This window comes from Variovorax sp. J31P179, assembly GCF_030316985.1.
GTDB classification, from domain to species: Bacteria; Pseudomonadota; Gammaproteobacteria; order Burkholderiales; family Burkholderiaceae_C; genus Variovorax; species Variovorax ginsengisoli_B.
This window is the reverse complement of sequence record NZ_JASZYL010000004.1, coordinates 202,323-228,482: the sequence shown is the minus strand read 5'-3', so window position 1 is coordinate 228,482 and position 26,160 is coordinate 202,323. Positions and strand designations below refer to the sequence as shown.

General features: G+C 62.3%; 23 protein-coding genes. 11 read left to right on the top strand and 12 right to left on the bottom strand.

Features of this window, described 5'->3' with window-relative positions:
* Positions 1-5 precede the first annotated feature (5 nt).
* Positions 6-362: a phage holin family protein gene (locus QTI17_RS12135; RefSeq protein WP_286519753.1), complete on the top strand. Its 357-nt coding sequence runs from the start codon at positions 6-8 to the stop codon at positions 360-362.
* 21 nt (positions 363-383) lie between these two features.
* On the opposite strand, the gene QTI17_RS12130 is transcribed toward QTI17_RS12135, so the two are convergent.
* A complete protein-coding gene (locus QTI17_RS12130) occupies positions 384-1,961 on the bottom strand; it encodes a M48 family metalloprotease (RefSeq protein ID WP_503011042.1) in 1,578 nt (525 codons plus the stop codon).
* A gap of 55 nt (positions 1,962-2,016) precedes the next feature.
* On the opposite strand from QTI17_RS12130, the gene moaC reads away from it, so the two are divergent.
* Positions 2,017-2,496, top strand: coding sequence for a cyclic pyranopterin monophosphate synthase MoaC (moaC, locus tag QTI17_RS12125; RefSeq protein ID WP_286533388.1), 480 nt, complete (start codon positions 2,017-2,019; stop codon positions 2,494-2,496).
* Here moaC and QTI17_RS12120 read toward each other — a convergent pair.
* The gene (locus tag QTI17_RS12120; protein WP_286533387.1) at positions 2,481-3,872 is read right to left on the bottom strand and encodes a PglL family O-oligosaccharyltransferase; all 1,392 of its coding nucleotides are present in this window, start codon (positions 3,870-3,872) and stop codon (positions 2,481-2,483) included. The two genes, moaC and QTI17_RS12120, sit on opposite strands and share 16 nt — an antisense overlap.
* A gap of 472 nt (positions 3,873-4,344) precedes the next feature.
* Here QTI17_RS12120 and QTI17_RS12115 point away from each other — a divergent pair, with 472 nt between their 5' ends.
* Genes QTI17_RS12115 through QTI17_RS12090 form a run of 6 tightly spaced genes read left to right on the top strand, consistent with a single transcriptional unit; the run spans position 4,345 to position 11,844 of the window.
* Positions 4,345-4,809 (top strand): type IV pilin protein, encoded by a 465-nt coding sequence (locus QTI17_RS12115; protein ID WP_286533386.1) that lies wholly within the window; start codon positions 4,345-4,347, stop codon positions 4,807-4,809.
* Positions 4,803-5,420: a pilus assembly FimT family protein gene (locus QTI17_RS12110; protein WP_286533385.1), complete on the top strand. Its 618-nt coding sequence runs from the start codon at positions 4,803-4,805 to the stop codon at positions 5,418-5,420. Before QTI17_RS12115 ends, QTI17_RS12110 begins: the two co-directional genes overlap by 7 nt.
* Positions 5,417-5,839 (top strand): type IV pilus modification protein PilV, encoded by a 423-nt coding sequence (gene pilV / locus QTI17_RS12105; protein ID WP_286533383.1) that lies wholly within the window; start codon positions 5,417-5,419, stop codon positions 5,837-5,839. The genes QTI17_RS12110 and pilV overlap by 4 nt, the downstream gene beginning before the upstream one ends.
* Positions 5,836-7,044 (top strand): PilW family protein, encoded by a 1,209-nt coding sequence (locus QTI17_RS12100; protein ID WP_286533382.1) that lies wholly within the window; start codon positions 5,836-5,838, stop codon positions 7,042-7,044. Before pilV ends, QTI17_RS12100 begins: the two co-directional genes overlap by 4 nt.
* Positions 7,041-7,652 carry a pilus assembly PilX family protein gene (locus tag QTI17_RS12095; RefSeq protein ID WP_286533381.1) on the top strand — a complete coding sequence of 204 codons (612 nt, stop codon included), beginning with the start codon at positions 7,041-7,043 and terminating at the stop codon, positions 7,650-7,652. Before QTI17_RS12100 ends, QTI17_RS12095 begins: the two co-directional genes overlap by 4 nt.
* Positions 7,653-7,671: 19 nt before the next feature.
* A complete protein-coding gene (locus tag QTI17_RS12090; protein ID WP_286533380.1) occupies positions 7,672-11,844 on the top strand; it encodes a PilC/PilY family type IV pilus protein in 4,173 nt (1,390 codons plus the stop codon).
* A gap of 15 nt (positions 11,845-11,859) precedes the next feature.
* On the opposite strand, the gene QTI17_RS12085 is transcribed toward QTI17_RS12090, so the two are convergent.
* Both QTI17_RS12085 and QTI17_RS12080 read right to left on the bottom strand, forming a co-directional pair.
* Positions 11,860-12,102, bottom strand: coding sequence for a hypothetical protein (locus QTI17_RS12085; protein ID WP_286533379.1), 243 nt, complete (start codon positions 12,100-12,102; stop codon positions 11,860-11,862).
* A 365-nt stretch (positions 12,103-12,467) separates the two neighbouring features.
* A complete protein-coding gene (locus tag QTI17_RS12080; protein WP_286533378.1) occupies positions 12,468-13,751 on the bottom strand; it encodes a nucleotide sugar dehydrogenase in 1,284 nt (427 codons plus the stop codon).
* A 116-nt stretch (positions 13,752-13,867) separates the two neighbouring features.
* Between QTI17_RS12080 and QTI17_RS12075 the strand changes: the two genes are divergently transcribed.
* Positions 13,868-15,055 (top strand): glycosyltransferase family 4 protein, encoded by a 1,188-nt coding sequence (locus tag QTI17_RS12075; RefSeq protein WP_286533817.1) that lies wholly within the window; start codon positions 13,868-13,870, stop codon positions 15,053-15,055.
* Between the two features lies 1 nt (position 15,056).
* Here QTI17_RS12075 and QTI17_RS12070 read toward each other — a convergent pair whose 3' ends face one another.
* Positions 15,057-15,917 (bottom strand): class I SAM-dependent methyltransferase, encoded by an 861-nt coding sequence (locus tag QTI17_RS12070; protein WP_286533377.1) that lies wholly within the window; start codon positions 15,915-15,917, stop codon positions 15,057-15,059.
* A 65-nt stretch (positions 15,918-15,982) separates the two neighbouring features.
* Here QTI17_RS12070 and QTI17_RS12065 point away from each other — a divergent pair, with 65 nt between their 5' ends.
* Positions 15,983-17,149 (top strand): ArnT family glycosyltransferase, encoded by a 1,167-nt coding sequence (locus QTI17_RS12065; RefSeq protein ID WP_286533376.1) that lies wholly within the window; start codon positions 15,983-15,985, stop codon positions 17,147-17,149.
* Positions 17,086-17,892 carry a hypothetical protein gene (locus QTI17_RS12060; protein WP_286533374.1) on the top strand — a complete coding sequence of 269 codons (807 nt, stop codon included), beginning with the start codon at positions 17,086-17,088 and terminating at the stop codon, positions 17,890-17,892. Before QTI17_RS12065 ends, QTI17_RS12060 begins: the two co-directional genes overlap by 64 nt.
* A 3-nt stretch (positions 17,893-17,895) precedes the next feature.
* On the opposite strand, the gene QTI17_RS12055 is transcribed toward QTI17_RS12060, so the two are convergent.
* From QTI17_RS12055 to QTI17_RS12025, 7 genes are all read right to left on the bottom strand, one after another.
* The gene (locus tag QTI17_RS12055; RefSeq protein WP_286533372.1) at positions 17,896-19,029 is read right to left on the bottom strand and encodes a glycosyltransferase family 4 protein; all 1,134 of its coding nucleotides are present in this window, start codon (positions 19,027-19,029) and stop codon (positions 17,896-17,898) included.
* A complete protein-coding gene (locus QTI17_RS12050; RefSeq protein WP_286533370.1) occupies positions 19,026-19,943 on the bottom strand; it encodes a glycosyltransferase family 2 protein in 918 nt (305 codons plus the stop codon). The genes QTI17_RS12055 and QTI17_RS12050 overlap by 4 nt, the downstream gene beginning before the upstream one ends.
* Positions 19,944-19,959: 16 nt before the next feature.
* Positions 19,960-21,051: a glycosyltransferase family 4 protein gene (locus QTI17_RS12045; RefSeq protein ID WP_286533369.1), complete on the bottom strand. Its 1,092-nt coding sequence runs from the start codon at positions 21,049-21,051 to the stop codon at positions 19,960-19,962.
* A 33-nt stretch (positions 21,052-21,084) separates the two neighbouring features.
* Positions 21,085-22,407: a lipopolysaccharide biosynthesis protein gene (locus QTI17_RS12040; RefSeq protein WP_286533368.1), complete on the bottom strand. Its 1,323-nt coding sequence runs from the start codon at positions 22,405-22,407 to the stop codon at positions 21,085-21,087.
* Between the two features lie 62 nt (positions 22,408-22,469).
* The gene (locus QTI17_RS12035; RefSeq protein WP_286533367.1) at positions 22,470-23,447 is read right to left on the bottom strand and encodes a glycosyltransferase family 2 protein; all 978 of its coding nucleotides are present in this window, start codon (positions 23,445-23,447) and stop codon (positions 22,470-22,472) included.
* Positions 23,448-23,464: 17 nt separating this feature from the next.
* Complete coding sequence (locus QTI17_RS12030; RefSeq protein WP_286533366.1) at positions 23,465-25,450, bottom strand: hypothetical protein; 1,986 nt, start codon at positions 25,448-25,450, stop codon at positions 23,465-23,467.
* Positions 25,451-25,533: 83 nt separating this feature from the next.
* The gene (locus QTI17_RS12025; protein WP_286533364.1) at positions 25,534-25,980 is read right to left on the bottom strand and encodes a pilin; all 447 of its coding nucleotides are present in this window, start codon (positions 25,978-25,980) and stop codon (positions 25,534-25,536) included.
* Between the last annotated feature and the right edge of the window lie 180 nt (positions 25,981-26,160).

The window sequence follows — 26,160 nt, the reverse complement described above, 5'->3', positions numbered from 1 at the left end:
ACCTGATGCGACTTCTCATCAAGTGGCTGCTGAGCGCGCTGGCGCTGCTGGCGGTGGCCTATCTCTACAGCGGGGTCCAGGTCAGCACCTATACCTCGGCGCTGCTGGCGGCGGCCGTGATCGGGCTGCTCAACATGTTCGTGCGGCCGGTGCTGGTGGTGCTGACCTTGCCGGTCACGATCGTCACGCTGGGCCTGTTCCTGTTCGTCATCAACGCCCTGCTTTTCTGGGCGGCGTCGGGCCTGCTGTCGGGCTTCCATGTCAACAGCTTCTTTGCTGCGCTGGTCGGCTCGCTGATCTATTCGCTGCTCGGCGTGGTGATCGAGTCCGCGCTCGGCGGACTGTTCTCGAAGCAGGCCTGAGGCCCGCGCGCTGCGCGGCCGCTACCTGGGTGGCCGCTTTTCCTCGGCGGCCTGCTCCCTGAGGAGCGCGTCCACCGCGCGGGCGCGGGTGTCGATGATCGACGCCTCGTAGTGGTCGATCGGCACCGAGCCGGGCTTGCGCACCAGGTCCTGCGCCGCCTTGAATCGATCGCGCGCGGCCGCCAGGTCGAGCGTGGCGACGTTGGACTCGGCGTCGGCGCGGATCGCGCTGACCGGCTCGTTGTTGGCGCCGTACAGGTTGGCCAGCATGCGCCAGGCCGTGGCGTCGCGCGGATGGGTCGCAACCCAGTCGCGCAGCGGCGGGATCATCGGCGCCGGGGCGTGGGTGGCGACTGCGACCTGCGCCGCGAGCAGCATTTCGGGGCGGTCCTTGGCCTTCGGATCGAGCAGCGCCGCGGCCGCCTGCGGCGCGCCCGCTGCAAGTTCGATCTCGGCCGAGAGCAGGCGCGCCAGCCGCGCCGAAGGCGCATCGCCGGCGGTGCGCGCGATCAGCCGCTGGACCAGGGAGCGGGCCGCCTTGAAGTCGCGCAGTTCACTGGCCGACAGCGCGGCCGCGTAGAGCGTGCCGGCCTGCTGCGCCGGCGAACTGCGCGCGAACTCGCCGGCCCCGGCCGCATCGACCCATTGCCGCAGCACGTCGACGCCGGGGCGCGTGAACACCCGGGCGCGGGCGGAGATCATGGCGTGGTCCATCAGCAGCGGCAGTGCGGCCGCGTTGCCGGGCTTGAACTGGAACCGGCCCTGCATGTCGGCGATCCGCTCGCTGTTGAGCGGGTGGCTGCGCAGGTAGGGGTAGGAGCCGTTGTCGTTGAGCCGGGCGGCGTATTGCAGCTTCTCGAACATCGCCGCCGCGCCCTGCGGCGCATAGCCGGCCTGGGTCATGACGCCGAAGCCGACCCGATCGGCCTCGCGCTCCATGTCGCGCGAGAAGCTCAGCTGGTTCTGCATGAAGGCCGCCTGGCTGCCCATGATCATGGCCTGGCCGGCATCGCCGCTTCGGCTCTTGCTGGCCGCGATCACCCCGAGAACCATGGCCGCCAGCATCAACGGCAGCTGCTGGCTCTGCTTGGCCATGACGCGCGCGATGTGGCGCTGCGTGACGTGCGACAGCTCGTGGCCGAGCACGGTGGCCAGCTCGTCCCGGCTGCCGACCACAGCCAGCAGCCCCAGATTGAGCCCGAGGTAGCCGCCCGGCAGCGCGAAGGCGTTGATGGTGCGGTCGCGGCCCAAAAGGATGGTCCAGGCGAAGCGCTCGTCGAGTTCGGGCGTGAGCTCGCCGCGCACGCGCGCCGCCGCCAGCAGGCGCTGCCAGATGTCCTGCACGTACTCGACCAGCACCGGGTCGTCGAGGTAGTCCGGGTCGCGGTAGAGCTCGCGGGCGATCTGGTCGCCCAGGTGGCGTTCGGCGGCGGCGGTCATCTCGCCGCCATCGCCCATGCCGGGCAGCTGGGCCTGGGCGCGCAGCGGCAGCGCGACCTGGGCGGCCATCAGGAGGCCGGCGCACAGGCCGCGCAGGAGGCGTCTGGCGCGCCGCGCCGCGGGGGGAAGGGATGGGTCGGTGGGAGTCAAGCGTGGCATTCCTCGTCCATGGCTCGGGCTCGTATGATGCTGCACTCAGCGGAACGTTCACACAATGAGTTCTCTCACCCATTTCGACGACCAGGGCCAGGCGCACATGGTCGACGTGGCGGCCAAGCCCGCGACCCACCGCGTGGCCGTGGCGACCGGCCGCATCGAGATGATGCCGTCGACCCTGGCGCTGATCGAATCGGGCACCGCCAAGAAGGGCGACGTGCTCGGCATCGCGCGCATCGCCGGCATCCAGGCCGCCAAGAAGACCAGCGACTTGATCCCGCTGTGCCATCCGCTGGCGCTGACCCGCGTGGCGGTGGCCTTTGCGTTGGCCGATGGCGGCGCGCCGCAGGTGGCCTGCACCGCGACCGTCGAGACCGTGGGGCCGACCGGCGTCGAGATGGAGGCGCTGACCGCCGTGCAGGTGGCGCTGCTGACCATTTATGACATGTGCAAGGCGGTCGACCGCGGGATGCGCATCAACGACGTGCACGTGCTGGAGAAGCACGGGGGCACGTCTGGGAGCTACGTGGCGGACTGAGGCTGTTCGGCCGCGTCGTCGGCCAGTGGCAGGCCGGCGAGCCAGCGGCTGTATTCGTGCGGGAAGGCCGCCTTGAAGCGCGCGGCCTGGGCGGCCGCCTCGTCCGCCTCGCCCAGCAGCACGGCGCTGTCGATCAGCTTGACGATCACCGATGGCTCGGGCGAGTAGTGCAGCACGCGCTGCGCCAGCGCATGCATCTCGGCCGCGTTGGCGAGGTCGACCGGCGTCAGCGTCAACCGGGCGAAGGCGACCGGTGCCTCGAAGAGCAGCGAGCGCTGCGCCTGGTCGAGCGGGTGGTCGCGATACGCCGGCAGCCGCTGGTCGCGCGCCAGGTAGACCTGGCTGATGCGGGTGTAGTCCCAGGCGGCATAGCAGACCACGGCCATCAGGGCCAGCGCGCAGGCCATCGGGGCGGCACGCGCCGCCAGCGGCAGGACCCGGGACGATCGCGGGGGCGCCGCGGCCGCTGCCGGTGCCGGCCAGAGGAAACCCAGGCACAGGCCGAAGACGAGCTGGAACGGCCCGAACCACAGCGGGTATTCGAGCAGGCTGTGCAGGACGATGACGGCCAGCAGGCCCCAGGCCATCAGCCGGGCCGGGTCGGCCTCGCGCCACGGACGGGCGGACCACACCAGCCAGCCGAAGCCGCCGCAGACCAGCAGGGCGGCCGGAATGCCGAGCTCGACCGCGAGGTGCAGCGGCAGGTTGTGGGCGTTGTCGAGAATCTCGACGAAGCGCGGACCGGCATAGAGCGTGCTGTAGTGGGCGAACTTCAGCTCGCCCCAGCCCCAGCCGGCCCAGGGATGCAGGGCGATCAGGTCGATGACGTTGCGCCAGAGCACGAGCCGGCTGTGGGCGTCCGGAGCGCCGTCGCGCAGGCGGGCCAGCATGCCTTCGACCTCGGGGCCGGCGAGGTGGGGCAGCAGCCAGGAGGCTGTGAAATAGGCCAGCACCAGCGCGACGAGGACCAGGGGGTGCGGAAGGCGGAGTGGCCGCGCAGGACCGCGCCGGCGCTCGCGCCAGGCCAGAAAGACGGAGGCGCCGGCGATCAGCAGCAGTTGAAGCAGGCCGGTGCGGGAGGTCGCGGCGGCGGCGGCGACGAGCAGCAGCAGGGCGGCCGGTGCCAGGGCGGCGCGGACCCGGCGACCGTGCACGGCGTGCAGCCACAAGGCCGCGATCAGCGCCATGCTGATCAGGGAGGCGAACTGGTTGCGCTGGCGCAGGTTGCCGTAGGCCTGGCCCGGTTCGGGGGCGGTGGTCCAGGGGACCAGGGGCTCGGCGCAGCCGTAGTACTGGAGGAGGCCGAGGACGGCGTTGAGGAGGCCGGCGATGAGGAGACCGAGTGGCAGCGAACTCCGCGACTGCGACCGGGACATACCTGCGCCGACAGTGGCGGCCATCGCGATCGCCGCCAATGCAACGACTGGCCCACCGTCCGGCGTTTCTGCACCCAGGTGCCCCAAGACCAGCGCCGATCCCGCGGCCATGAGCCAGACGACCAACGGCCGCGCCAGCGGCGCCCTCGGTCCCACGACGGCCAAAAGCGCCACGCCAATCCACGCAGCCAGTTGTTGCCACACGCTGACCGAGGGCCCCGCTGCAAACGGAAAGAGAAAAACCAGGGCAATCAGCGACGTCGACACAATTGAAATGGATTCCGCAGTGATTGCTCACCTACGATGAATGCACGAATTGCTAAGCTAAACGACCACGTCTCGTTATGAAAAAGCTCACACTTTTTGACTCAGCGGCGACAGAAGGAGGGAAGACGCTGACGAGCGGTCGGGTGTTCAGCGCCGCTTTGGTGACAATTTGTCACGTTCGTCAACACGCATCAAGGGCATCTCAGTGCAATACACGTTCCAGCGCCGTCGTCACCTGCGTGGCTTCACGTTGATCGAACTCATGATCACCGTGGCCATTATTGGCATTCTCGCGGCCGTCGCGATCCCGGCGTACTCGGACTACATCCGACGCGGGCAGGTGGTCGACGCCACTTCGGGGCTGGCGACCATGCGTGCCAACATGGAGCGGTTCTTTCAGGACAACCGGACGTACATCACGGTGGGCTCGTACACGACGCCTTGCCAGGTGGACGCTGCCCAGCGCCAGGTGGGCACCTTCACCCTCAGCTGCTCCGTCGATCCCACCGCAACCACCTACACACTGGCCGCCACCGGCAGCGGCGCGACAGCCGGCTTCGTCTACACGATCGATCAGGCGAACGTGCGCGCCACCACGCAGGTACCGGCCGGTTCCGGCTGGAACACCTGCGCCACCTCCTGGATCATGAAGAAGGGCCAGACGTGTTGAAGCATCGCGCCGCGCCTCGCGTCGCGGGTTTCACCATCATCGAGATGATGGTCACGTTGGTGGTGATGGCCGTCCTGCTCGGCCTCGCGATGCCGGCGATGAGCACCTGGATTCGCAACAGCCGGCTGCGCGCTGCCAGCGACTCCCTGCAGGATGGCATCCGGCTGGCGCAGGCCGAGGCCCTGCGCAGGAGCTATCAGGTCGTGTTCTCGCTCACCGACGACAAGCCGACCACGAGCACCTACACCGCGAAGACGAGCGGAAAAAATTGGGCGGCGAAGACGGTCAAGCGACTCACGACCGACACCAGCGATTTCATCGAGGCGGGCGTGATCGCCGAACTGGATTCCTCCATCACCATCACCGGGCCGCAATCGATCTGTTTCAACTCCATCGGGCGGCTGGTGGCCAACTCCGATCCGGGCACCAACGCCGGCGAATGCATCTTGCCGACCAACACGCCGCCGATGCAGACCTACGACATCTCCTACACCGACGCGGTGGCTGGCGTCGATCGGCCGCTGCGCGTGACGGTGGCCCTGGGAGGCCAGGTGCGCCTCTGCGACCCGGCCAAGACCCTGTCGAGCGATCACCCGGACGGCTGCCCATGACCATGCCACGCCCCACTATCCCAAGAGCCCCAAGAGCCGGCCGCCAGGGCGGCGTTGCCCTCCTCGAGGTGCTGGTCGCCATCCTGCTCTTTTCCTTCGGCATCCTGGGCCTGATCGGCCTGCAGGCCCGCGCCATCAGCTATTCGACCGATGCAGAAGACCGCAACCGCGCCGCGATGCTGGCCAATGAGATCGCGACCACCATGTGGCTGAACAACTCCCTGACGGTGCCGGCGGATACGCTCGCGAGTTGGCAATTGAAAGTGGCGAATGCGACCGGCGGCGGGCTTCCGGGGGGAGTGGGAACGGTCACGGCCGATGCCGTCGACCACTCGGCGGACATCCTCATCACCTGGCGGGCGCCGAGCCGGACCGTGGTACAGGACAGCACACTCGTTACCAAGGTGATCATCCCATGAAGCCGAACATCCACGAGGCGCGCGGCCCGCAGCTACAGCGCGGCATGACCCTGATCGAACTTATGGTGGCGGTCGTGATCGGCCTGATCGTCACGCTGGCCGTGACCAGCGCCGTCACCTTCGGCGAGGCCCAGAAGCGCACGACTTTGTCGACCAACGACATGGGCCAGTCGGGTGCCTATGGCTCCTACCTGCTCGATCGCGCGATGCGCAGCGCCGGTTCAGGTTTCACGCAGTCGTGGGACCTCGGCATCTTCGGCTGCAAGTTGAATGTGAGCCGCGCCAATGCGGCCATCCTGCCGCGTGCGACGGCATTTCCGGCGCCATTCCAAGGCTTTCTCGGTGGCGCTGCCGGCAGTGCGAATCTGCGGGTCGCACCGGTCCTCATCGGCGCGCAGCAAGGCATCGACGGATCGTCCGATGTGATCGCAGTGATGGGCGGGAACGGCGCCGCGGGGGCCGTGCCGCGCGCCATCCGCTCGATGAATACCGACTACGACACGTTCCGTCTGGACAACACGATCGGCCTGGCCAACGGCGACATGGCGCTCATCAGCCAGGTCGGCACGCCCGACTGCTATCTCGAACAGGTGAACGGCGCGAACAGCGTTCTCGCAACCCCCAACAACGACGCATTGCTGCTCGGCGGCACCTATTTCAAGGCCGGCAATGCGGCACTCGGAACGATGGCCGACAGCGGGGCGGCATACTTCACGCCGCTCGGCAATGTCGGCGCCACCGACATGCAGTTCCAGCTGTTCGGCATCGGCGACAACCGCACCCTCTTCAGCTACGACCTGCTGAACAGCAACGGCAGCGACGCCCCGCAGGCGATCGTCGAAGGGGTGGTGCGCATGAATGCGCTCTACGGCATGGTCAATCCGACCACCGGCGCCTTCACCGGCTGGGTGGCACCCTCCACGACCGCCACCGACCCCTACTACGTCAACAACGTCATGACGACGCCGCTGACCGCACGCAGCATCGCGGCGGTCCGCATCGCCCTGGTCCTGCGAAGCAGCCAGCAGGAGAAGGCCGACGCCAGCGGAAACAAGGTTGCCCCGGCTGCCATCACCGTCTTCGGCGACCTCGCAGCGTCGCTGCACAAAACCATTCCCATCAGCGCCGATGAGCAGAACTATCGCCATCGCGTGGTCGAGTTCACCATCCCCTTGCGCAACGTGCTGTTGCTGCCAACCACATGACGACACCCATTGCCCTGCGGCGCCCGCGTGAGCGCGGCGTCGTGCTGCTGTTCTGCCTGATCATCCTGGTCGTGCTGCTGGCCGGTGGCGTCGCAGTCGTGCGCTCGATGAACTCGTCGTATTTCAGTGCCGGCAACCTCGCTTTCAAGCGGGATCTGGTCAATCGCGGCGAACTGGCCGCGGCACAGGTCATGACCTTGTTCAAGACCGGCGCCCTGGCCGGATCGGCCGACACGGCGGACATGAAGGCCGAGAACTACAGCGCCACGACCCTGCCGGTCAACGACCGGGGCATTCCCACCGCCCTGCTGAGCAACACGGCATACGACGCCAAGGCGAGCAAGAAGATCGGCAACGACAACGACGCCGTAACCATCCGCTACCTCATCGACCGCATGTGCAACGACGTCGGGACGCCGGCGTCATTGGGCGCCAAGGGATGCGTCTACGCGCCGCTCACGACGCAGGTTCTCGGGGGCAGCAGCCAGCGCGCGAAGGACGATTTGCCGCCACCTTCCTCCCTGATCTACCGATTGACCATCCGGGTCGACGGCCCGCGGAACACGCAGGTCTTCCTGCAGTCCTCGTTCACCAAGCCCGATCTCTAAGAAAGCCAGCAGGCTCATCATGAAAAAACTCTCATCGAGCTGCGCAGGTGCTGCCCGCGCCGTCGCCTTGGCAGCCATGCTGCTTGGCGCCCATGGAGTCATCGGCGCGGCCAGCCTGGCGAATCAACCGGTGTTCGCGACATCCAACGTGCCTGGCAACCTGGCGCTGGCGCTGTCGGTCGAATGGCCGACGGCCTCGCGCACGGCCCATACCGACAACTATTCCAGCGCCGCCACTTTCCTCGGCTATTTCGATCCCAACAAGTGCTACGCGTATGTGGTCGACAGCACGCCCAACGACACCAACACCGGCGACAAGAGCTACTTCAATCCGGTCGCGATGGCGACAGCGCACAAGTGCTCGGGCTACTGGAGCGGCAACTTCCTGAACTGGGCCGGGACCACGACCATCGATCCTTTCCGCTGGGCCATGACGGGGGGTCGGCGCGTGGTCGACGACGTCGACCTCACCATTCTCGAACAAGGCTGGCACGGCAATCGCAGCCTCTTCGACGACCGCTACCTGCCGACCGCTGAAATAGCAGGCGCCACGCCCAACACGACGGCGGCAAGCTCGGTGCTCATCAAGGCCCAGAACATGGGCTTCAAGATGCGAGTCACCAGCGAGACCCTGACGGGAGGCCGTCCCCTCAAGGGCGAGTATTACCAAGGCACGAGCAGCCAGTACAAAGGCTTCTACGGCGGCGCGACCGCCACGGTAGTCAACGACGACGCCAACCACATCTGGAATGGCGCGAGCCCGGCACCTGGCGTCAGCGGCAACTATTTCTCCGCCCGCTACACCGGATCATTCACCGCACCAGAGGCCGGTAACTACTTTTTTCGAACGCTGTCGGACGACGGCGTGCGCCTTTGGGTCAACAACGTCCAGGTGATCGACAACTGGACCGATCACGGCACGACGACAGATACCAGTGCAGCCGTGGCGATGACCGCGGGGCAGAGCTTCAACATCACACTGGAGTTCTACCAGGGCAACGGGGGCGCCCAGCTTCAGTTCCAATGGAAAAAACCCTCGAGTAGCGACTACTCGACCTTCACCACCGGCAGCACCTCCGTCGACTACACGATGCGCGTGAAGGTCTGCGCGCCGATCGCCGGCCTGACCCTCGAATCGAACTGCCAGAAATACGGAAACAACTACAAGCCTGAAGGCTTGATTCAGAAATACTCGCAACGCATGCGGTTCAGCGCCTTCGGCTACCTGAACGACAGCAGCGACCAGCGCGACGGCGGCGTCATGCGCGCGAGCCAGAAATTCGTCGGCCCCAACCAGCCGCAACCCGGCCTGCCCGACACGGACAATGGTCAGAAGGAGTGGAGTTCGACCACCGGCCAGTTCGTGCGCAACCCGAACCCGACCGATGCGAGCAATACGACCACCGCGACCGGCATCACCATCCAGGACAGCGGCGTCATCAACTACTTGAACAAGTTCGGGCAGCTGATTCCCGGCAACTACAAGGACTATGACCCGGTCAGCGAGATGTACTACTCGGTGCTGCGTTACTACAAGAACCTGGGCAACGTGCCGTCGTGGAGCAACCTTGGAACCACCGACACGGGGACCAAGACCCGGATGCTCGACGGCTTCCCCGTGATCACCAACTGGGACGATCCGATCCAGTACTCGTGCCAGCGCAACTTCGTGCTCGGCATCGGCGACATCTATACCCACGTCGACAAGAACGTGCCTGGCAACGCCGACTACAGGACGCGCGAACCGGCCATGCCCGCCGAATTCGCGACCGACCCGGTGAATGCGGTCACCGCCACCAACAAGGTCGGGGCACTGCAGGGACTGGGCAACATCGGCAGCACCAATGACTACAGCGGGCGCAACAACTCCGCGTATATCGCCGGTCTTGCGTACGACGCGAACACCACCGACATTCGTCCCGACGTCACCGGGGTTGCAAAGACGATCGGCAAGCAGACGGTCCAGACCTACTGGGTCGACGTGCTGGAGCAGTCATTCCAGGCCAACAACCAGTTCTACCTTGCAGCGAAGTTCGGCGGCCTCAAGGTGCCAGGCGACTACGATCCGTACAACTTCGTCGGCAACATTCCCCAGACCTGGTGGTCCACGAGCGGCGAGACGCTCACCGACGTGCGAACGAACACCGTCCAGGCTCGGCCTGACAACTACTTCACTGCAGGACGGCCCGACCAGATGGTCGATGGCCTGACCCGGGCGTTCGCCAGCATCGCCAACGCCATCAAGGCCTACACCACGTCCTTCTCGCTCTCCACTGTCCAGGTGTCGTCCACGGGCGCGGCATCGTACGCCTCGCAATACGATTCGAACGGCTGGAGCGGCGTGCTGACGGCCAGCAACATCACCTTTGCGAGCGACGGCACGCCATCGTCGACCGCAGTATGGAGCAGCGCGACGACCTACGAAGCCCAGTTGGCCGGCACCGGATGGGACACCGGACGCCGCATCGCCACCTGGGACGGCGCGACGAGGCTCGGTGTTCCATTCCGGGCGGGGAGCCTTCCGGCCGGGCTGAAAGCAACATTGAACACGCCGTGGGACACGCCCGCGGCGACCGACGACAGCGCCAACTACCTCAACTACCTGCGCGGCGATCGGAGCAACGAAAAGACTGCGGCCGCCACGTCGCGCCCCTACCGGCAGCGCCTCGCGCTACTCGGCGATATCGTGAATGCGAAGGTCACGCCTGTAGCTCCGCCCTCGATGCGGTACTCCGAATCGATCAATCCTGGGTATGCGACTTTCAAGACAACCTGGGCGACACGCCCGACCATGGTCTATGTGGGCGCGAACGACGGGATGATGCACGCCTTCAACGGTGCCCTGAGCGGCTCGGAAGCGGGCAAGGAACAGTTCGCCTATGTGCCGAGCGCCCTGTTCAGCGGCCCCAGCGATCCGGCAACGCCCACGGTCAACGGATTGGCCCAACTTGGCAACCCCGACTACGAGCATCGCTACTACGTCGACGCGACGCCGCTGGCCTTCGACATCGACTTCAACTATGCGGCCGGCGTCAAGACCACCACGAACGCGACGAACTCCGACTGGCGCACGGTGGTCATCGGCGGGCTGGGCAAGGGCGGCAAGAGCTTCTATGCCATCGACGTGACCAATCCCGCGGGCATGACGACCGAGGCGATCGTGAAGGACAAAGTCCTTTGGGAGTTCACCGACAGCACCATGGGCTACAGCTTCGGCGCACCGCTGGTGATCAAGACGCCGAAGTACGGCTGGGTGGTGGTCTTCACCTCGGGCTACGTCGACGGCAACGCCAGCACCACCGGCTACATCTATTTCGTCGACCCGCGCAACGGCAACTTGCTCGAAAAGGTGGCGACAGCGACGGCGGCCCCGGGCCTGGCACAGGCCACGGCATACATCAAGGACTTCACCGACGGCACGGCCGATGCGATCTACGCCGGCGACCTGAACGGTCAGATGTGGCGCTTCGATGTCAGGGCGACGACCGGCAGCTACCCGGCGCCGCTGCTGCTGGCGACAGTGGCCGATGCGGCGACGGGCGGCAACGCGCAGCCCATCACGTCGCAGCCGCTGGTCGAAATCGACCCGAAAACGCGCAAGCGCTATGTCATGTTCGGGACCGGACAGCTGCTGGACACGGTCGACATCAACACCAGCGGAAGCCAGACCTTCTATGCCTTCATCGACGGCACCGCAACGGCCTTCGGCACTTCGAGCGGGTTGCCTTCGGGCGTGTCCTATCCGCTGACCCGAGCGAACCTGACCGGTATCAGCGTCGATGACCTGATCAGCGCGACAGCTCTCGATTTCGCCAACAAGGTCGGTTGGTACATCGATCTTGGCAGCACCAACAGCGTCGCCTGGCGCGCGGTCTCGAATCCGACGGCCTACAGCGGCATCGTGGCGTTCTCGTCGCTGCTGACGACCGGCAACGCCTGCAGCCCGTCGGGGCAGAGCCGGATCTACGCCGTCAACTTCGGCTCGGGCAAATCAGCGTTGACGCCGGAGGGAACACTGTCCTATGTGAGCAATTCGGCGGCGATCACCGATTTGAAGTTCCTGGGCGTCGATAGCCGAGTGAGGCTGATTTCGGGCGACGTTCAAGGGGAACTTCGCCGGGTCGGGGTGCAGACGGGAGCAGGGACCGCGGTGAGGTTGTTGAACTGGCGGGAAGTGCCGGCGATTGATTGAGATGCGGCAGCGCGACTATTGGGCTTTCGCCTTTGCTTTCAAGGCCTTGCGCGCCGCCTTGCGCAGCACCTTCTGCAGCGCATCGCAGGCGGCATCGATGGCTTGGATGCGGTGCTCGAACTCCGCATTGACGGCTGCCACCAGAGCGCCCAGTTCCGCCGGCGTGGCGCTGAACTCGTCATGCTCGCGCAGGTGAAAGGGGCGGATGAAACGTTCGAGGCAGACACTGGCGCGGTAGACGTCTTTCAGGTCGCCCAAACGGTCGGCGACGTCGATGGCGCGGCTTTGGGCGGGGTTGCGGGGGAGTGCGCGGGTGCGAGAGGGGGTTTTGCCATGATGGGCTCCAAGCGGTGCGAATTGCTGCGACCGCCGCCCCCAACGCCAATTGGTGGCGTCGACTCGAACAGGTTGGCGTACCGGGCACCGCTTGCGCGAACCGGCGAGCCTTGCGGCTCCCCGTCCGAGCCGCCAGAAAATGGTGGCACGAACGACAAAGCCGCAGACCCTCTGCGGTAAGACTGCGGCTTGTGTCGCAGCGGTGCTTTGGGACGCCAATCCCGATCACGCCTTTTTATGACGTGACGACCGCAGTATAGCGACGAGACTTGGCGGATGAAGCGGGCTCAGGCGCGCACGACGTTGGACGCCCGCTCCAGGTAGACGCCACGCGTATCGACGATCAGCTTGGCGTTCGCCTGAATCATCGGGTAGTCGAACACATCATGATTCGTTGCCACCAGCACCACGTCGTACGAAGCCACGGACTCGGGCGTGAGCTCGACGCTCGAGAGGTCGAAGTGATGCTCGCGCATGGTCGGGAACACGGGCACCCACGGGTCCGCGTAGGCCACGATCGCGCCGCGTGCCTCGAGCAATTCCATGAGCACGACGGCTGGCGATTCACGCATGTCGTCGACGTTCTTCTTGTAGGCGATGCCAAGGACCAGGATGCGGCTGCCCTTCACGGCGCGTTCGCGTTCGTTGAGCGCGTCGCTCACCTTCTGGATCACCCACAGCGGCATGTCGCTGTTGACCTGGCCGGCGAGTTCGATGAAGCGTGTGTTGACGCCGAACTCCCGCGCCTTCCAGCTCAGGTAGAAGGGGTCGATCGGGATGCAATGGCCGCCGAGGCCCGGGCCGGGGTAGTAGGGGACGAAACCGAAGGGTTTGGTTGCCGCTGCACGGATGACTTCGTAGATGTCTATGCCCATGCGATCGGCGATGATCTTCATCTCGTTGACCAAGCCGATGTTGACGGCCCGGTGGATGTTTTCGAGAAGCTTGGTCATTTCCGCGGCTCGCGTGGAGCTGACGGGTACGACCTTGTCGATCACGCGGCTGTAGAGCGCGACGCCGGCAGCGAGGCAGGCCGGCGTGCTGCCACCGATGACCTTGGGGATGGTCTGGGTTCGGAAGTGGGGATTGCCCGGGTCTTCGCGCTCGGGCGAGAAGACGAGAAAAATGTCCTCGCCGACCTTGAAGCCTCGCGATTCGATGCGCGGCCGAAGTTCTTCTTCCGTGGTGCCGGGATACGTCGTGCTTTCGAGCGAGATCAACTGACCGGCCCGAAGATGGGGCACCAGCGCTTCCGTGGTGCCGATCACGAAGCGCATGTCGGGCTCGCGATGCGCATTGAGCGGCGTCGGGACACATATGATCACCGCATCGACTTCGCTCGCGCGAGAGAAGTCGGAAGTCGCTGAGAATCCCAGACTGCACCCATGCTGCACCGCCTCGTCGCCAATGTGCTTGATGTAGCTTCGGCCTTCGCCGATGGCGCGAATCTTCGACTCGTCGACGTCAAAGCCCAGGACGCGAATGCCGGTTTCGGCAAAGCGCAGCGCGAGGGGCAGCCCGACATAGCCCAATCCGATCACGCCAACAGCGTGTACATCTGCCTGGTTCAAATCAACACTCCTAATGGCTTACCGATCGGCTCGACGCGGATTTCCGTCGATGCACACGACGGAAATCGGCAAGCCGTTCGTTTTGGGCACAAGCACCAAAGGAATCAGCAAGCTTGATGAAACACCCTGGCAACGAACCCTCGACTGCGGCGAATCGTACACTGCGGATTCTCCTCGTTACACGCAATCTGCCACCGCTGATCGGCGGCATGGAACGACTCAATTGGCACGTCTCGCAAGAGTTGTCTCGCTATGGGCAGGTGCGGGTGATAGGGCCCAAGGGCAGCGCGTCGATTGCGCCGGACGGCGTCAAGATCGATGAGGTCGGCAGCACGAAGATGGGACGGTTCCTGCTGCAGGCTTTCGTCCGGGGCATACAGATAGCGCGTGGCTGGCGCCCCGACGTGATTCTGGCAGGCAGCGGTCTGACGGCGCCAATAGCCGTCATCGCTGCAAAGCTGTCCGGCGCGCGATCCGCCGTCTACACGCACGGTTTGGACCTGGCGATCGACCATGCCGTCTACAGACGCCTCTGGTTGCCACTGATTGCCCGCGCGGACATGGTCATCGTCAACAGTTCGGCGACGAGAATGCTTGCGCTCGCGGCAGGGGTGCGCGAGCACAGAATCAAGGTCATCCATCCCGGCGTCGAGTTGCCGGGCGATTCGTGCCGCCACAGCGCGGAACACGAAGCCGACTTTCGGCATCAGCACGGCCTCGGCCAGGGAAAGCTGCTCATTTCAGTTGGACGTTTAACGCGCCGGAAAGGCATTCTGGAGTTCGTAAGAGATGTCCTGCCTGGCATCGTGGCGTCGTTCCCACAATGCATTCTGGTTGTCATCGGTGACGCACCTGTTCACGCGCTGGCGGCTGCCGGCCAGAGCATCGAGAGTATCCAGGCTGAGGCGCTGAACGCCGGCGTCGGCGCCAACGTTCGCTTCGTCGGCACCATCTCCGACCGCCAGGAACTGGCCAGCGCCTACAGGAGTGCGGACCTTCATGTCTTCCCCGTCCTGGAACTGCCCAACGACCCGGAAGGCTTCGGCATGGTGGCGATCGAAGCGGCCGCACATGGTCTCGCGACGGTCGCCTATCGAACCGGGGGGGTTCCCGATGCGGTGTCCGAGAATCGATCGGGCCGCCTGATTGAACCTGGAGACTCTTCGGGCTTTGCCTCAGCAGCCATCGCGCTGCTTGAGCGGCCGCTGGACGGCGACTCCATGGCAGCCTTCGCCCAGCGTTTTTCCTGGGATCGCGTCGGAAAGCAGTTGGCCGAGGCTCTGGGAGCAGGCGCGCCAGAATAGGTCACTTTGATCTCTGAAAATCCACATCCTTGGCCACCCCAGGCGCCGGCATCAACTGCACCAACGCGCGAACCAAAGCAAGGCTGGGGCCTCGAAGCAGGAGTGATGCGGCGAAACATTGCAGCTTCACCTTGCCCTTGGTAAACAAGGCGAAACGGCCGATCTTCACAAAGTCATATCCGTAGCGCTCGCCAATGAGATGCATCGCCTTGTGGCTATAGAAGAAGATGTGCTGCCCCGTCTCCGGGGCCAAGTACCACCAGTCTTCGCTTTGACCGTCATAGACCTCCGTCGTCAGCATGATGACATTGGCGCCGGCATCGAAAATCGCCGCCAGTTCAGAAGCGGGTTGCGCGAAGTGCTCGATCACCTCGAAAGCGACGATCATTTCCGGTTTGGCGAAGTTCGGTTCGGTGAAGCCTTGGGCATACGTGGGCGCGGCGAACTTGTCAGTCACATAGCAGTTCAGACCGTAGTCACGCAGGAGCCGGCAGAGAAGACCATCGCCGCCACCCATGTCGATCAGGTTCCGTGCGCCGAACAACTTGGCAACTGAGAGGGCTCCGGCCAGGCTGATCATGTTTCTCTGGCCGGCTCCGGTGTCCAACCTCGACAGGCTCACCGCGTAGGCGGCGTCGAGCCAGTAGGGTTCTTCTGATTGCAGCGAGTCGCAGCTGTCGCATTTGAAAAAGGCAACATCGTGCTTCTTCAGCAAACGGGTATTGAACACCTTGGAGAGCGGGCCGCCACAAAGACGACATGAGTGAACCGATGTCATGCGTTCGGACTTTACCCGGTGAAGAACCGAATGCGCGAAATGGCCAGCGATCGTCCACGCGCCCTGCATGAACACAGGCGCCATCGGTCAGAATGCAGTCCGCCGGGAGTGCGAAGGTGGCTCGACCCGCAGCCGATTGATCGGGACCGATGATTCTCCTCCTACCCCTGTGCCTTGCGCTCTCCTATGTTCTGGTCTGGCAAAGGCAGGGCGCCAAAGATCGACGCGAGGCCTTGCTGCTCTCCGCGGCCTGCTTCGGCGCCGCGACGGTTGCCGTCACCGAAGTCCTCGGGGCCCTCCGCCTGCTCGATTTCACGTCCGTCGCCGCCGTTTGGGCGATTCTTGCCGTGGTCCTCGGTTCGAAGGTACGGGCAAGCGCTGCGATCGATGCATTGCGGCGTCCCGGAATCGTCGTCGGCGTCGACGCGGCGGAACGAGTCATGTCGGCCTATGTGATTGGCATTTTGATCCTGACCGCGGTGCTGGCGGCCTGCGCGCCACCCAATACCTGGGACTCGATGACCTACCACATGAGTCGGGTCGCCCACTGGGTGCAGAACGGCAGCGCGGACTTCTACCCGACGGCGATCCTTCGCCAGTTGCACTCCAACCCCTGGGCCGAGTTTGCGATCCTGCAAGCTCAATTGCTCAGCGGGGGAGATCGATTCGCGAACTTCGTCCAATGGCTGTGCATGGCCGGGGCGCTGGTTGGCGTTTCCGCGATCTCCCGACAGTTCGGAGCCGATCGCCGCGCCCAGATCTTCACGATGGTGGTGTGTGCTTCGATTCCCATGGGGATTCTCCAAGCCACGTCCACTCAGACCGACTACGCCGTAGCGTTCTGGCTGGTCTGCTTCGCCTACTTCGGGGTCCGAATCATCCAGGGATCGAGGCAGCAGGCGCACTTCATCGGTCTCAGCCTGTCCCTTGGACTTGCAGTGTTGTCGAAAGGAACGGCGTACGTCTTCGCTTTTCCGTTCGTTCTCGCGCTCGGTGCCTGGCTGCTTGTCCGCAAGGAAGGTCGCCACATCAAGGCTGTCGCGCTGGCGTGCGCGCTGGCGTTCGTGTTGAACCTGGGTCATTGGTCGCGCAATCTGTCTCTCTATGCAAGCCCCCTGGGCCCCGGTGCGGAGACCGGCGGCTATCGCTACAGCAACGACACTTTCTCGACGGCCGTCATGGTCTCGAACGCAGTCCGAAACGCAGGCTGCACCTCGGCACGTCGACGCCGCTCGATGGTGCGGTGTCCGCGTTGGTCACGAGCATTCACGAAGTCATCGGCATTTCGCCTAACGATCCCAGGACCACCTACCTGAATACCGAATTCCGTGTCGCTGGCATGTCGGTCAACGAAGACACGGCGGGGAATCCGGTTCAATTGCTTCTGATCGCGGCGGCTTGCGCAGTCTGTCTCTTCCGGGGCCGCAAATACCGGTCCCCCATCGTCTGCGCCTATGCCCTGGCCCTCATCGGCGGCTATCTCCTTTTTTGCGCCTACTTGCGGTGGCAGCCTTGGAACAGCCGGCTGCATCTCCCATTGTTCGTGCTGTGGACGCCGGTCATTGGCTGGATGGCGCATCGCATCGCGAGCACAAAATTGATCGTCGCCATCGCTGCGATCCTTGCCCTGGCTTCTGCCCCAGCCCTTCTTCTCTCCTCGCAGAAGCCGCTTCTCGGCGAGAGGAGCGTGCTCGCCGTTCCTCGGAACCAGCAATACTTTGCCAAGCGACCCGACTTGTACCTGAAGTATGTCGAGGCGGCGCAGCGCCTTCGAGATCAAGGCTGCAGGAAGATCGGATTGATGCTCCAAGGAGATGACTGGGAGTATCCGTTGTGGGTGCTCGTCACCGGCGCCAGGCCTTCGGACATCCGGATCGAGCACATCGAAGTTATGAACGTGTCGCAGCGATACCAAGACCGAACGAGTGACGATGGGGCGGCTCCCTGCGCCATCGTTCACATGGACTCGCGGCGACCGGAAGAGATCGCCAGGGCAGCGGAGACCTATCGCCTCACGTGGGCGTCTGAACCTGTCAATCTCTATGCGCTGCAGCGGTGACGGTCAGTGCGACATTGGCGACCCCGACCGCCGTGAAGAACAGACGCGATCCATGAGCGCTTCCACGACCGTCGCCCGCTCGCGCCAATCGGAGGCACGCAGGCTGGCAGGCCGCATCCGCCCCGACAGCGCCTCGCCCACTCGATCGGCGAGCGAATCCACAGATCCGAGGCGATACAGAAAAGACCGGTCGTTTCGGCAAATGCGGGCCATCTCGCCGACGTCGGCTGCAACGAAGGGAGTCTCGCAGGCCACGATCTCCTGGAATTTCTGGGGATAGCAATAGCGACCAAACGCGCTGTCCTTGTTGCAGATCACCGCAACATCGAGGGCACTCCAGAACGAGGGCATTTCCGAAGAAGAAAGAACCCCCAGATCCCATATCCGGTCGTGCGCGTGGAGCGTGGTCGAAGCGTCCCTCCGACCAGCCACCGCCAAGTGAAGGTCGCCATGCCGACCGGCCAGTGCGCTGAACGCCCCGAACAGGTCTTCGATGCCCCGGCTGCTGTCCAGTGCCCCGGCCGTTCCGATGATGCGGACATCCGGAGGAAGGCGCAAAGATCGTCGTGCCTCATCCTTGTTCCGGGGGAAGAAGACGGATCTGTCTACAGCGTTGCCAACAACCTCGATGGGCTTGGCCCCCAAACGATATTCGTCGACCACCTTCTCCCTCAGGGCATCACCCACGACCGTCAATCCCGCTGCGGCCCTGCAAGAGGCCCTGAATCGCGAAGCAATGCCAGGCACCCGAGTCAGACCAAAGCTCTCGTAGTTGTCGTACAAGTCGACGACCAGAGGAACACCTCGACGGCGGCACACGATCTCCGCAGCAATGGCATGCCATGCATCCGAGCTGACCCAGACCACGTCCGGCCGCACTGCATCGATAAGGTGTTCGAATTTTCTCAAGTAGCGAAGAACCCCCAAGGGCTCAAAAGGAAAGGCAGACACGGCGTGCCAGGCGACCTTTCGGGGTTGATGCAGGCCCTCGCTCTGCCCCCTGTAGCTCAAAGCCAGGCCGGTGACCCGATGTCCCTGGTCGGCCAAGGCCTCCGGAATTTCGAACAAACGGCCATATTGATGATCCAGCAGGTCCTTTCCGGTATAACGGCGTTTCGTCGCAACCAGTATGTTCATGGGATCATCTTTTTCACCGCCAGAAATATGCGTCCGGCCAGATACTTCAACAGATAGCGAAGCGTATACAAAAAAACGCCCAGCATGTACGCGCTTCGCAACGGATAGTATTTCTTGAAGAGCGGCGCGACATGCGGAATGCTGCGATGCGAGCGAATCGAATGCAGGCTTTCCCTGAATTCTGAAAAACTCATCCGCGCCACGGCTGAAGCCATGGAGGTACGGGCGGTGTCGACATCCACCAGCGCATGCAACGCGACCCGGAGTTCAATCCCGGCGGCGCGCGCTCGCAGATAAAAATCATGATCCGCCCAGTAGTGGGGAAAGGCAGCTTCGTCAAACACACCGATCTGCCTGAATATTGCGACCGGAATCAAGACACCGCGCCCTCCGCCTATCAATTCAGCCGGGATCAGACCTTTCTCGAATTCGGCCTTCTTCGCCGAAGTCGCGTCTGGCTTGCTTGGGAAACCAAGAAGAAAATTGCTTTCGATGGTCAGCGATTCGATCGATCCGGACTGCGAATCGCACTGAATCGGCGCAATGACCACGCCGGGATTTTTTTTCGACAGCTCAAAAAGATGAAACAGGGTGTCGCGTCGGACATAGCAGTCATTGTTCAGCAACATGATGCAAGTCGCTCCTGCCGCCATGGCGAATTCGATTCCCGCGTTGATCGCACCGGCCCACCAAAGTGCACTCGACGCTTCAACGCGCGTGACTTCGGGAAATTCTCGGGCCAGTCCCTGCTTGGTTTCCGGAGTCGTACCATGGTCTACCACAATGATCCGGGGCAAGCCGCCGAATCCCCCAGACAGCGCTGCGAGGCACTGCCGCGTCTGTGCAAAGCCGTTGAAATCCGTCAGGATGACGTAGAGATCTTCGATCGCCGATGGCTCCGGGATGTCATTCACGAAAATTCCGATCCATCTAGATTCGGATGTGGCGCAGATATGTATCTACGGTCTTTTCGGCGGTCGTGCGCCACGAGAATTGCCTGGCTTGCCTGAGACCAGCCTCTGTGCCTCGATCGAGAGCGCTTCGATCGAAGAGGATGGACTCCATGGCAAATTTCAATGCTTCTGGTGTCGGGTCCGGGGCATAGAAAGGCGCATTTCCCCCGACTTCTTGCAGGGAGCCTGCTCTGGTGGAAACAACCGGGCAACCGCAAGCCATCGCTTCGAGGAGCGGAATGCCAAAGCCTTCGTATTTCGATGGGCAGACGAACAGTGCCGCTTCCGCGTATCGCTGAGCAAGCGATACATCGTTCCCCGAGATTCGAATCACGCTGCCTGGGCCCTTCGCAGGCAGCTTTCGCAAACGCTCTGTTTCATCTCTTGAAAAGTTTTCACCACCAAAACACACCAACTGAAACTCTGAATTAATCATCGTGCTGGACGTGAAGGCCTCGAGCAGAGACGAAAAATTCTTGTAGCCGGCACGCCGCCCTACATAGAGAATGTACGGAACGCCTGACTTATTCGACTCGCGGTCGACAGGAATCTCGAAAATCGATGTCGCGAGCGGGGTCACGACGATTTTTTCCGCCTCGACCCCGGCAATTTCGATCAAATCCTTTTTCGTTGTTTCCGATATGGCAAAAATGACATCTGCAAGATTCAGTGCTGTCTTTTTCTCGAAGGACTGAGATTTTGCATTGGATACTTCGCCAGGAAAGAGTTCGGCAATCATGTCGTACACGGATATGGCGAGGATTTTTTCTCGGGCACACGGTCGACGCTCCGGATACCAGCTCGAATGAAAAACGTCGTATTTCTGGTCTACTCTTTGAAGTCGATTCAGATTTCGGGCGATCAGGCTGGTACCTCGGAACACAGGGAGCCTTCGACCTTGAACTTGAACCCCCTTTGCTCGGAGATCGTCGAGATACTTGGAGACATAGAATGGAGCGTGGACTGTTGCCGCCATACGCCCGTCCAAAACGATGTTTCGAGCCAGCTCCACCAAATATCGGCTTACGCCGCCGTACGCTTGATCGGCAAAGACAGTCCCGTCGAACATCACTGCTGGCCGTCTTGATCCTGAATTCGTCATTCAATGTGAGGCGAAAAGTGCCCGAGCGATCCGCCGGCGCGCCATGAAAATTGGAAAAAGCACCAACCCTGCATAGGCAGAGCATGTGATCCAGGGAATTCCAGACACGCCGAGTGCGGGAGCAAGCGCGATTTTCGCAGAACAACTCACCAGTGCAAACACAAGCGCCAGAATCAATTGAAATCTGAGTATGTTTCCGGCGTTCAGCAGCGCGGCAACTGCCCCTCCTACGCAATCAAGCACCACCCAGACGGCAAATCCGGCATTCAAAAAAACTGCCGGACTGATTTTCCCGTGTCCCAGCACCGCAACGATCCATGGCAGTGCGATGAAGGTGCCGGCGGCCAGCGCCGAAGCGCCGCCGACGGCCAAAAGCAACGATCGTCTGAAGGTTCGCCGGGTCCAGCCGAACTCTCCCGCAGCCAGCGCTCGCCTATATTGTGGCCAGAGCGGTGCCCACAGAAGCGACGCCGCCGTGGGAATGATCGAGAAGACTCTTTGCGAGGCTGCGTATGTTGCTGCATCGGTGGCCCCGAGTCTCGAAGAGATGATGGCCAGATCGCTCGAATAGGCCAGGACGGCAGATATCTGCAGCATGAAGAACGAGCAACTCTGACGACGCAACTTTCGAGCCAGCTCGGTGATGAGGGCGCGATCATCTTGATCAACGGAGTGCCACGCCCGACGTCGCAGCATCAGAAAACAGTTTGTGGCGGCGCACAACGTTGGCGGCAGGATTCCGGCTGCGCAGAGCATGGGAAAGGTTGCCGATTTGCTCTGACACACCAGGTAGATCGCGGCCAGAGCGATCAATTGTCCCGCGGTCTGCCACCTGAATGCCGAAGCGGCCTGATCCAGAGCGAGTTGAACTCTAGCGCCCACTGCCAATGGAATATTGACGATGAAAGCGAGCCCACCGATGGCGGCGGCCTGCTTGGCAGGCTGATCCATGTCTCGCAGCAAGCCGAGGATCGACCACCATGGCGACAAGAAGACAGCCACCACCGCCGGAACCGACAACAGCAGGGCAATTTTCGCGGCCGTGATCGCGGCCAGTTTGAGCAGAAAAGAGCACTCGCGCTCAGCTTGACGCCCTCTGGCATCCGAAATCAGGTTCAGCGCTGAATTGCCAAATCCAAAATCGAGAAGCGGCGCGATCGCCACGAACGAACTCAATGTTGCAAAAGCACCAAACTGTTCTATGCCGAAGGCTGCGATGACCATCGGCATGGAAAGAAGCAGGCAGATGCCCGCAGCAGCTTTTGCTATGAACGACCAAATTGCTGTTCCATAGAATATCCGCCCACGACCACTCAGCGCCATAGTGCGTTTCTTTATTCGGAGATGCGTCTGCTTCGCTGGGTCGGCATCAACGGGAACGCCTGCTATTCTTTCTCACCAGCCCCGGTGCTTCCGTACATCAACGCTGTAATCTGCTCTGAAATAAGCCCGATAAGAAAGATGATGACGGAGGCGCTGAACAGCAAAACGCTCATGTTGGTGAATCGATGCTGCGTGAGAAAGGTATAGAGGTAGTAGGCGACCCCGGTGCAGAAGAAGCCGCCAGCGATCGGGGCGAACAGCTTGACCGGCGAGAACAACGTTCCGATCTTGAAGATGATGAGCAGGAAGCGCAAGCCGTCGCGCCAGATCTTCACGTGGCTGCTGGTGCCTTTGATCCGTTGCTGAACTTCGATGGGCTCATAGGCGACCGGATAGCCGGCACGGAAAAAGGCCATCGTGCTGGTTGTGGGGTATGAAAATCCATTCGGAAGAAGATGAAGGAATTCCTTGAATTTCCTGCGGCGTACGACGCGAAAACCGGACGTCAAGTCTTTGACGGCGTGACCGACCATCCAGGACGCGAGTCGGTTGTAGAAGGCATTGGCCCAGCCACGGTGACGGCTTGCTTGCCCACCGGCACCGCGCGCGCCGACCACCATTTCATAGCCTTCTTCCAGCCGGGTGATCAGGCGCGTGACATCCTGCGCTCGATGCTGACCATCGCCGTCCATGAACACGATCCACTCTCGAGTCGCAGCCCGCGCGCCGGCCTTGATCGCCGAGCCGTTTCCGGATCCGTACGGCCGGCGGACAACTTGTACGCCGAGCGACCGCGCCAACTCGGCGCTTCCATCGGTCGAACCGTCGTCTGAAACGATGATTTCGGCGCCTGGAAGCGCAGCAAGCAAATCGGGAAGAAGCCTGGCCAGACCTTGTGCCTCGTTTCGCGCGGGAATGACGACGCTGAATTCGTGCCATTGAGCCACCCCTGACTCGGGCATTTGGTTGGCGGTCTCAAAGTCGTCATTTCCGAATGCGAAAGCGGCATCATGGCGGGGAAGGAGCGGAGAACTCGACATGTTTGTACTGTAAGGCATCATCGTTGTTGAGCCTGCCTCATGGCATCGCGCTCATGCGCGATCTGTTGACGATAGATGAAGTTCTTGTCCAGAGCTTCGGCGATATCCATCTGTGCCAGCGCCGCTTTGAATTTTCCTTGCATGGCCAATGCCTGCGCGAACATGATGCGACTGCCCGGATCTTCGTTGATCTGTATTGACTCGGAGATCAAATCCGTGCCCTTCTTCAGATCGTCGAATCTGTTGATGTAGTACTGCGCCTGCAATTTTTTTATTTCGGCCACGTCACTCTTCCTGATCCTCGGATTTTCAAGCGCTGTGTCAAGAATGTCGAGCGCCTGCTCGTCGGCCATTCGGCATTTTTTTTCAATCTGACAGGTCACGAATGCGCCCAGGGTGGCGGTGTTGACTGTATAAAAAGGCCAGTTCCGAAGTCCGAATTTCACTCTCTCGATCATTGAAGGGTCCGGTTGCCGATCACGAAAGTAGGCGAACTGAATCCTGGCCATGAATGGCAGCACCCCCGGCAGGTATGATTCCGTCGCACGCAAGAGCGCCTGATCCGCCAGATCTCCGAAGCGCTTTTCTTCGGTGTTGTGCATCAGGATCATGTAATTGCGCGCCAATTCATAGTTGGCGCGCGCCGATGCCGGATGATTGGACGCCTCCAAGGCGGCCCAATCGACAGTGTTTGACCACTGGAGAGCGCGGACGTGCGTGATGAACCCGATCAGGGCGAGATAGCCTGCAAACAACACGACGAACAAGCGCTTCAACTCCATCTTGCTGACGTGTGCCAAGGCCATGGGCAGCAACATGAAGAGGCCGATCGTTGCAAAATAATTTCGATGCTCGTGCACGAGCTCCAACGGAAAAACGGTCGACTCCAGCGCGTGCGCGATAAGAAACCAGCCCCATGCGAACAACAAGGCAGGAAATCGTCTTCTGAGGACGAGGGAGACGGCGCTGATCGCCAGCAATCCTGCCACCGAAAGAACCGTCGTGACGGGGTCCCAGAGCGAGCGCGAGATCACAAAATCATCGTGATAGAGCGAGAGCTCGGAATTTCGCGGAAATAGTATCAGCCGTAAATAGTAGAAAATCGCCCGCGCCTCAGTGAGCGAGCGTTCGCGCGCATCGAAATCCCGGTTCGAAAACGCCGCCGGCATGATCATGCTCGGGATCTTGAAAAACACCGCATAGATGCAGGTCGCCGCGATGAGCGCGGACGCAATGTGCCGTACTTCCACGCCCAGCAGGCGCAGGGGCTTGCGGTTGAAGCGGAATCCGTAGGCGAAGTACTCGATCCACAGCAGCAGCGGAGCGAACAGAAGTCCGCTCTCCTTGGCCAACGCCGAGAGCGCCAGCAACGACAAGACGGCTGGCACGGCGACCATGGCTGCGAACCCGGGATTTCCGAGGTCGGCGGATGCGAACGTTCGCTCCCGGTATTTTGCGAACACCAGAAGCGCGCAAAGTCCGAAGAAGGTGGACAGGCTGGTCATCCGCTGCACGACATACAAGACACCCGTCAGATTGATCGGATGCAATGCCCACAGCGCCGCAACCATCCAGCCCGACCATCCGTCGACAGCATCGCCATCCTTTGGCGGCAAGTCTCTTGACGACAGCGCCCCAACGAGGCTCTGCGCCAGGGCGCCGATCAGGAGCGCGTTGCCCAGGTGGATCAGCAGGTTGACCAGCTTGAAATAATACGGATCCGACCCCCACAGCAAGAGATTCAGAGCGAATGAGACAAGGGAGACGGGGCGCCCGAGCGGACCTGCGCTGCCCGAACTCGCTGCGGCCCACAGATCTGTCCACTGCATCGACGAGATCCGGAGGTGCTGGTTCTGAAGGATGTTGACGTCATCGTCGAAGACGAAGCTTCCTTGCAGTCCTGGCGCATAGCAGGCCGCAACGACCACCATCAGGATGACCCAACGCAACCACTTGATGCCGGATGAGTTGCCGGTGCGCGAGCTAGTCAAAGTGGCTTCCAAGGGACTCCTTCGATCGATTTCGGTTGGCACAAAAGAAAAAAGGCACTTTACGTGCCTTCTTTCGGGTGGAAGTTAAGCGCTGATCAGCGGCATTCTGACGGCAGATATTTGGCCGACATCGCGGTATTGCCTGCCGCGCACTTCCAACCAACGCTGCCGGCTTTCGCGCTCGACGGGGTCAGCGTGACCGTGGGGTTGCTTGCAGCAATCAGGCTGGTGTAAGTGATCGTGATGACACCGCTGGCGACGGTCACCTTGCTCACGGCATTGCCGACGATGGAAACGTCCTGCGCAAGCCCGGCAGCGGCGTTGTCTGCAGGCCAGGTACCCTTGGATGCGAAGTATTCGCCAACACCGGTCTTCGCAGCCGAAGCCAGACCCAGACCTTCCGAAACGCGGGCGCGCTTCGTGTAGTCCTGATAAGCCGGCAGCGCCACAGCAGCCAAGATACCGATGATCGCCACAACGATCATCAATTCGATCAGGGTGAAACCCTTTTGCACGTTGCGTGCGATATTCCGACGGTTCATTCATTCACTCCAGTTAGTTGTAGAGCCCGAGGCGGGCCCCCGGTGCGGACATGTAACCGCAGCATCCGTGCCACCCCCGATTTCGCCCGTGCGCGCCGCTTTTCACGTGCAGTTGTTCACGTTCTAGTTACAACATGTGACGAAAACTGTTGCAGCGCTTCGACGGCGAATGACATTTTT

Bases quoted from the DNA above. Each gene is read 5' to 3' on its own strand.
- QTI17_RS12045 (WP_286533369.1), bottom strand. From the start codon at position 21,051: ATGTTCGACGGGACTGTCTTTGCCGATCAAGCGTACGGCGGCGTAAGC.
- QTI17_RS12055 (WP_286533372.1), bottom strand. From the start codon at position 19,029: ATGAACATACTGGTTGCGACGAAACGCCGTTATACCGGAAAGGACCTG.
- QTI17_RS12135 (WP_286519753.1), top strand. From the start codon at position 6: ATGCGACTTCTCATCAAGTGGCTGCTGAGCGCGCTGGCGCTGCTGGCG.
- QTI17_RS12100 (WP_286533382.1), top strand. From the start codon at position 5,836: ATGAAGCCGAACATCCACGAGGCGCGCGGCCCGCAGCTACAGCGCGGC.
- moaC (WP_286533388.1), top strand. From the start codon at position 2,017: ATGAGTTCTCTCACCCATTTCGACGACCAGGGCCAGGCGCACATGGTC.
- QTI17_RS12065 (WP_286533376.1), top strand. From the start codon at position 15,983: ATGATTCTCCTCCTACCCCTGTGCCTTGCGCTCTCCTATGTTCTGGTC.
- QTI17_RS12120 (WP_286533387.1), bottom strand. From the start codon at position 3,872: ATGTCCCGGTCGCAGTCGCGGAGTTCGCTGCCACTCGGTCTCCTCATC.
- QTI17_RS12035 (WP_286533367.1), bottom strand. From the start codon at position 23,447: ATGTCGAGTTCTCCGCTCCTTCCCCGCCATGATGCCGCTTTCGCATTC.
- QTI17_RS12095 (WP_286533381.1), top strand. From the start codon at position 7,041: ATGACGACACCCATTGCCCTGCGGCGCCCGCGTGAGCGCGGCGTCGTG.
- pilV (WP_286533383.1), top strand. From the start codon at position 5,417: ATGACCATGCCACGCCCCACTATCCCAAGAGCCCCAAGAGCCGGCCGC.
- QTI17_RS12090 (WP_286533380.1), top strand. From the start codon at position 7,672: ATGAAAAAACTCTCATCGAGCTGCGCAGGTGCTGCCCGCGCCGTCGCC.
- QTI17_RS12075 (WP_286533817.1), top strand. From the start codon at position 13,868: ATGAAACACCCTGGCAACGAACCCTCGACTGCGGCGAATCGTACACTG.
- QTI17_RS12040 (WP_286533368.1), bottom strand. From the start codon at position 22,407: ATGGCGCTGAGTGGTCGTGGGCGGATATTCTATGGAACAGCAATTTGG.
- QTI17_RS12025 (WP_286533364.1), bottom strand. From the start codon at position 25,980: ATGAACCGTCGGAATATCGCACGCAACGTGCAAAAGGGTTTCACCCTG.
- QTI17_RS12130 (WP_503011042.1), bottom strand. From the start codon at position 1,961: ATGCCACGCTTGACTCCCACCGACCCATCCCTTCCCCCCGCGGCGCGG.
- QTI17_RS12070 (WP_286533377.1), bottom strand. From the start codon at position 15,917: ATGGCGCCTGTGTTCATGCAGGGCGCGTGGACGATCGCTGGCCATTTC.